Below are 6,831 nucleotides of genomic sequence, written 5' to 3' on the forward strand. Positions count from 1 at the left end.
CCGCCGAAGACGGCGTCACGCTGCCTCCTTGGCCTCGTTCCTGTCATAGGGATCGAAACGCTCATAGAAGGTCTCGCCCTTCTCGGCCATGTCGAGCAGCAGCTTCGGCGCCCTGAACTCGGCGCCGTATTTCTTCTGCAGGCGCTTGGCGATCTTGACGAATTTCTTCGCGCCGATGCCGTCGATGTAGGACAGTGCACCGCCTGTGTAGGGCGCGAAGCCGAAGGCCAGGATCGAGCCGACATCGGCCTCGCGTGGATCGGTAACGATGCCCTCCTCCATCACCCGTGCCGCCTCAAGCGCGATGGTGACCAGCAGCCGCTGCTTCAGCTCCTCATAATCGACCCTCTCCGGCGCCAGTTGCGGGTAGAGGTCCCTGAGGCCTGGCCACAGCTTCTTCTTGGCAGGTTTTGCCGGATAGTCGTAGAAGCCCTTGCTGTTCTTGCGACCCAAGCGACCGTGTGTGTCGACCATCGTGCTGATCAGCGCCATCTGCTTCGGGTCGACCGCCTTGTCGCCGAGATCGCGCATCGTCTGCTTCATGATCTTCTGGGCAAGGTCGATCGCGGTCTCGTCGGTCAACGCCAGAGGACCGACCGGCATGCCGGCGGCTTTCGCCGCATTCTCGATCATCGGCGCCGGAACACCTTCGATCAGCATCTTGTAGGCTTCCGACATGTAGCGCAGTACGCAGCGATTGACATAGAAACCGCGCGTATCGTTGACGACAATCGGGGTTTTCTTGATGGCGCGGACAAAGTCGATCGCGGTGGCCAGCGCTTTGTCGCCGGTCTTCTTGCCGAGGATGATCTCGACCAGCATCATCTTGTCGACCGGCGAGAAGAAGTGGATGCCGATGAAATTCTTTGGCCGCGCCGAATTCCTGGCCAGCGATGTAATCGGTATGGTGGACGTATTCGAGGCGAAGGTCGCCGAAGGCTTGAGCACAGCCTCGGCCTGTTCGGTGGCGCCCTTCTTTACGGCCGAATCCTCGAATACCGCCTCGACGACAAGATCGCAGCCGGCGAGATCGGCGTAATCGGCCGTCGGCGTGATCAGCGTCAGCAACTGGTCCTTGTCCTGTGGCTTGGCACGGCCCTTCTTCACCTGATCCGAGATAAGGTTGTCGGAATGCGCCTTGCCCTTGGCGGCAGACTCCATGTCACGGTCGAGCAGCACCACCGGAATGCCCGCCTTGGCCGTCACATAGGCAATGCCGGCGCCCATGAAGCCGGCGCCGAGCACGCCGATCTTCTTAAACCTCGTTTCCGGCACACCGGCCGGGCGGCGCGCGCCCTTGTTCAGTTCCTGGAGCGACACGAACAACGAGCGGATCATCGCTGCCGCTTCCCTGGTCTGCATGATCTCGGTGAAGTAGCGCTGCTCGATCCGCAAGGCGGTGTCGAACGGCACCAGCAAGCCCTCGTAAACGCATTTCAGGATGGCGGCAGCGGCGGGATAGTTGCCATAGGTCTCGCGGCGCAGGATGGCGATGGCCGGCGGCCACAGATTGGCACCGGCCACCGAATAGATCGGAGCGCCGGGCAGCTTGAAGCCTTTTTCGTCCCAGGGCGCCACCGGTTTCAAGCCGTTCCTGATCATCGCCTTGGCGGTTTCGACCAGCTTGTCCGGCTCGGCAATCTCATGGATCAGGCCCATCGACTTGGCCTTCTGCGGCGACAGCGTCTGGCCGGAGGTCAGCATTTGCAGCGCCTGCTGCTGGTCGGTCAGCCGCGGCACGCGCTGGGTTCCGCCGGCGCCGGGGAAAATGCCGATCTTCACTTCGGGAAGTGCCATCCTCACTTTGTCGGAATCGGCCGCGACACGGCCATGGCAGGCGAGCGACAATTCGAACGCGCCGCCCATGCAGGTGCCGTTGATCGCCGAAACCCACGGCTTACCCGAGGTTTCCAGCTTACGGAACAGGCCGTTCATATAGCCCGCATTGTCGAACAGCGCCTTGGTCGCCTTCTCTGGGTCCTTTGCCTTGTCGGCGGCGAAGGTCGCCAGCATCTTCTGCAGCATGGTGATGTCGGCGCCGCCCGAGAACGTATCCTTGCCGGAGGTAATGACCGCCGCCTTGATCGCTGCATCGGTCGCCACCTTGTCGACGATGACGTTCAGCTCGAGCGTCACCTCTTGGGTGAAGACGTTCATCGAACGGTCCGGCATGTCCCAGGTGACCAAAGCAATGCCGTCGGCGTCGGTGTCGAGGGTGAAATTGGTATAGCTCATCATCTCTCTCCGTCAGACGCGTTCGATGATCGTTGCGGTGCCCATGCCGGCGCCGATGCAAAGCGTCACCAGCGCGGTGTTCAGGTCGCGGCGTTCCAATTCGTCCAGCACCGTACCGAAGATCATCGCACCGGTGGCGCCCAGCGGATGGCCCATGGCGATGGCGCCGCCATTGACGTTGATCCGGTCATGAGGAATGTCGAAAGCCTGCATGTAGCGCAGCACCACCGAAGCGAAGGCCTCGTTAAGCTCGAACAGGTCGATGTCCGACAGCTTCATCTTCGCCCGCCTCAACAGCTTTTCGGTGACGTCGACCGGACCGGTCAGCATCAGCACCGGTTCGGAGCCGATGTTGGCAAAGGCGCGGATACGCGCGCGCGGCTTGAGGTCGAGCGTCTTTCCCGCCTTTTTCGAGCCGAGCAGCACGGCCGCCGCGCCATCGACGATGCCGGACGAATTTCCGGCATGGTGGACGTGGTTGACCTCTTCCACCTCGGGATGCTTCTGCACCGCGACGGCGTCGAAGCCGCCCATTTCGCCGGGCATGACGAAGGACGGGTTGAGCGCGGCCAGCGACTGCATGTCGGTCGAAGGCCGCATGTGCTCGTCGTGATCGAGAATGGTCAGGCCGTTCTGGTCCTTGACCGAGATCACCGAATTCTTGAAGCGGCCCTCGCCCCACGCCTTGGCGGCACGCTTCTGGCTTTCGACCGCGTAGGCATCGACGTCGTCGCGCGAAAACCCGTATTTGGTGGCGATCAGGTCGGCCGATATGCCTTGCGGCACGAACCAGCCGGGCAGGCCGACCGAAGGATCCATGAACCAGGCGCCGCCGGAGGCGCCCATGCCGACCCGCGACATCGATTCGACGCCACCGGCAATCACGATCTCGTCGGCGCCTTGCGCGATCTTGGCGGCGCCGAAATTGATGGCGTCGAGGCCCGAGGCGCAGAAGCGCGATATCTGCATGCCAGGCGCCTTGGTGTCGTAGCCGGCCTCGAAAGCAGCGGCACGTGGAATGACTGCACCCGCCTCGCCAACCGGATCGACACAGCCGAAGATGATGTCGTCGACGGTGCCGGTGTCCAGCCCGTTGCGGTCGCGGATCGCCTCGAGCACCTTGGCGCCGAGCCGCACCGCCGGCACTTCGTGCAGCGAGCCATCCTTCTTGCCCCTGCCGCGCGGCGTGCGCACGGCATCATAGACGTAAGCTTCGGCCATTTTCCTGCTCCTTGGGTTTGCTGAAAGTCGCTCAGAGAGAGCGCCCGATCAGCAATTTCATGATCTCGTTGGTTCCACCGTAGATGCGCTGGACGCGGGCGTCGCGGAACATGCGCGCAATCGGATATTCATTCATGTAGCCATAGCCGCCATGCAATTGAAGGCATTCGTCGACGACTTTTCCCTGCAGGTCTGACAGCCAGTATTTGGCCATCGAGGCCGTCACCGGGTCGAGGCCGCCGTTAATGTGGCGGGCAACGCAGTCATTATAGAAGACGCGCCCAATGGTCGCCTCGGTCTTCAATTCGGCCAGCTTGAACTGGGTGTTCTGGAATTCGATGATGGCCTTGCCGAAGGCCTTGCGCTCCTTGACGTAGTCGATGGTAAGAGCCAGCGCCCGCTCGACCATGGCGATAGCAGTGGTGCCGATCTGCAGCCGCTCCTGCGGCAATTGCTGCATCAGCTGGACGAAGCCCTGGCCTTCCTCGTTGCCAAGCAGGTTCGAGGTCGGCACACGCACGTCGTTGAAGAACAGTTCCGACGTGTCGTTGGCCTTGAGGCCGATCTTGTCGAGGTTGCGGCCGCGCTCGAAGCCCTCCACCTCGTCGGTCTCGACGACGATCAGCGAGATGCCCTTGGCACCTTTCTGCGGATCGGTCTTGGTGACGACGATGATGAAGTTAGCGAGCTGGCCGTTGGTGATAAAGGTCTTCGAGCCGTTGAGCTTGTACTGGTTGCCGTCCTTTTCGGCGCGCGTCTTGACGCCCTGCAGGTCGGAGCCCGCACCCGGCTCGGTCATGGCGATGGCGCCGATCAGTTCGCCGGTCGCCAGCCTCGGCAGCCATTTCTTCTTCTGCTCGTCCGAGCCGTAATGGAGGATGTAGGGGGCGACGATCGAATTGTGCAGGCCAATGCCGAACCCGTCGACGCCGACATGGGCGATCGCCTCGATGATGGCGCTCTCATGCGCGAAGCTGCCGCCCGAGCCGCCATATTCCTCCGGCATCGAGGCGCAGAGCAGGCCGGCCGCACCCGCCTTCAGCCAGCTTTCGCGGTCGACCATCTCGTTCTTCTCGAACTCGTCGTAACGCGGCGCGATCTCTTCCGACATGAAGCGGTGCGCCATGTCATAAAGCATGCCGACCTCGTCCGCCGCCCAGGCGGGTTTTGGAAGGCCAAGGATTTCGGCGGGACTGGTCATGTTTATTCTCTGATCCTCCTTCCAAGCACGCCGCCAGAATTGAGGCTGGCGCGCTGCCGTGGCGCCCTCTCCCGGCCGCTTCGCGGCCACCCTCCTCGCGAGGAAGAGGGGAGCCTAGAACGCTTCGGCCGGCAGCGCCATCAATGTGTCGGCGCCGCTGGAGATGCGGGCAAGGTGCGCCGCCGTCTCCGGCATGATCCGCTCCACGAAGAAGCGCGCCGTCACCAGCTTGTTGTCGTAGAAAGACGAAGCGCCGTCGGCGCCATTCGCCAATTTCGCTGCGGCCACCCTGGCCATCTGCGCCCACATATAGCCCAGCGCCACCAGGCCGAAGAGATGCATGTAGTCGGTCGAGGCGGCACCGGCATTGTCGGGCTTGGCCATGCCGTTCTGCATCAGCCACATCGTCGCCGCCTGCAGATCGTTGAGGCTCTTCTTCAGCGCCTTGGTGAAGGGCGCCATCTTCTCGTCGGTGCGGTTCTCCTCGCAGAACTCGCCGACTTCCCTAAAGAACGCCTGCACCGCGCGACCGCCATTCAAGGCCAGCTTGCGGCCGACGAGGTCGAGTGCCTGGATGCCGTTGGCACCCTCATAGATCATGGCGATGCGGGCATCGCGGACGAACTGGCTCATGCCGTGCTCTTCTATATAGCCGTGGCCTCCGAACACCTGCTGCGCCATTACCGCGTGATCGAAACCCTTGTCGGTGAGCACGCCCTTGACCACCGGCGTCATCAGGCCGGTATAGTCATCGGCTGCCTGGCGATCCTTGTCGTCACCGGAGCGGTGAGCGATGTCGGACTTGATCGCCGTCCACAGCGCCAGCGCGCGGCCGGCCTCGTTGAAAGCCTTCATGGTCATCAGGCTGCGGCGGATGTCCGGATGGACGATGATCGGATCGGCCTTTCTGTCCGGCGCCTTCAGCCCTGACAGCGAGCGGCCCTGCAGACGATCCTTGGCGTAAGAAACCGCATTCTGATAGGCAACCTCCGACAGTGAGAGCCCCTGCAGGCCGACGCCAAGCCGCGCCTCATTCATCATGGTGAACATGGCTTTCAGCCCGCCATTGGCCTCGCCGAGCAGTGTGCCTTCAGCGTCGTCATAATTCATGACGCAGGTCGAATTGCCATGGATACCCATCTTCTCCTCGATCGAGCCACAGGAGACGGTGTTCTTCTCGCCCGGATTGCCTGATGCATCGAGCTTGAGCTTCGGCACGATGAACAGCGAGATGCCCTTCACGCCATCCGGCGCGCCCTCGATACGGGCCAGCACGAGGTGGACGATGTTTCCCGACATGTCATGCTCGCCGGCCGAGATGAATATCTTCTGGCCGGAGATCCTGTAGGTGCCGTCGCCATTTGGAACGGCCTTGGTGCGCAGCAAGCCGAGATCGGTTCCGCAGTGCGGCTCGGTCAGGTTCATGGTGCCGGTCCAGGCGCCCTCGACCAGCTTCGGCAACCATGTCGCCTTCTGCTCTTTGGTGCCATGGGTGATGATCGCAGCGATCGCACCTTGCGTCAGTCCGGCATACATCATCAGCGACATATTGGCCGACACCATATATTCGGCAACCGCAGTATGCACTGCATAGGGCAAGCCTTGCCCGCCAAACTCGACAGGTGCGGCGAGCCCCATCCAGCCATCTTCGCGATACTGGTCGAAGGCTTCCTTGAAGCCTTTTGGCGTCGTCACCGATCCGTCGACATGGCGCACACAACCTTCCACGTCGCCGACACGGTTGAGCGGCTGCATGACGTTTTCGGCGAGCTTCGCGCCCTCGGCAAGGATGGCCTCGAGCACATCCGGCGTCGCGTCGGAAAATCCGGGAAGATTGGAATAGCGCTGATAGCCCAGCACCTCGTTCAGCACGAACAGCGTGTCCCGGATCGGCGCTCTGTAGATCGGCATGCGTTTCCTCCACCATGCGGTCTTGGCCCCGAAATCAGCCTCAGCATATGAGGATGGCAGACGGACCAACGTTGCGGTCGAGATAACAAATATTGACGTTTGCGTAAACGTCAATTCTGCGATGGGGCAAATTTTCTCCCGCGCGCCAAGACGGCAAACGGCGAAGGACGGTAACGACGAAGAACCGCGCGGGGCAAGCCCCCCGGGTATGATTAGTGAGAAAAAGGGAGGGTTTTTTTTTGTAGCCACCCAGGGCAGCGGCC

Annotated in this window: 5 protein-coding genes; all 5 read right to left on the reverse strand. The window is 62.0% G+C overall.

Annotation, left to right across the window (positions count from 1 at the left end; all coding sequences use genetic code 11):
- Window positions 1–15: 15 nt before the first annotated feature.
- The gene (locus NKI50_RS14645) at window positions 16–2,235 is read right to left on the reverse strand and encodes a 3-hydroxyacyl-CoA dehydrogenase NAD-binding domain-containing protein (protein ID WP_352716972.1); all 2,220 of its coding nucleotides are present in this window, start codon (window positions 2,233–2,235) and stop codon (window positions 16–18) included.
- A gap of 12 nt (window positions 2,236–2,247) precedes the next feature.
- Window positions 2,248–3,456, reverse strand: coding sequence for an acetyl-CoA C-acetyltransferase (locus tag NKI50_RS14650; RefSeq protein ID WP_352547915.1), 1,209 nt, complete (start codon window positions 3,454–3,456; stop codon window positions 2,248–2,250).
- Window positions 3,457–3,487: 31 nt separating this feature from the next.
- Complete coding sequence (locus NKI50_RS14655) at window positions 3,488–4,657, reverse strand: acyl-CoA dehydrogenase family protein (protein WP_023719511.1); 1,170 nt, start codon at window positions 4,655–4,657, stop codon at window positions 3,488–3,490.
- Between the two features lie 114 nt (window positions 4,658–4,771).
- On the reverse strand, window positions 4,772–6,568 hold the full coding sequence (locus NKI50_RS14660) for an acyl-CoA dehydrogenase (RefSeq protein ID WP_352716975.1): 1,797 nt from the start codon (window positions 6,566–6,568) through the stop codon (window positions 4,772–4,774).
- 40 nt (window positions 6,569–6,608) lie between these two features.
- A partial coding sequence (locus NKI50_RS14665) for a hypothetical protein (RefSeq protein WP_352716977.1) occupies window positions 6,609–6,831 on the reverse strand: 223 nt, incomplete at its 5' end.

Source organism: Mesorhizobium sp. M0563 (genome assembly GCF_040321065.1).
Lineage (GTDB): Bacteria > Pseudomonadota > Alphaproteobacteria > Rhizobiales > Rhizobiaceae > Mesorhizobium.

Coding starts and splice junctions, on each gene's coding strand:
- NKI50_RS14645 (WP_352716972.1), bottom strand. CDS start 2,235: ATGAGCTATACCAATTTCACCCTCGACACCGACGCCGACGGCATTGCT.
- NKI50_RS14650 (WP_352547915.1), bottom strand. CDS start 3,456: ATGGCCGAAGCTTACGTCTATGATGCCGTGCGCACGCCGCGCGGCAGG.
- NKI50_RS14655 (WP_023719511.1), bottom strand. CDS start 4,657: ATGACCAGTCCCGCCGAAATCCTTGGCCTTCCAAAACCCGCCTGGGCG.
- NKI50_RS14660 (WP_352716975.1), bottom strand. CDS start 6,568: ATGCCGATCTACAGAGCGCCGATCCGGGACACGCTGTTCGTGCTGAAC.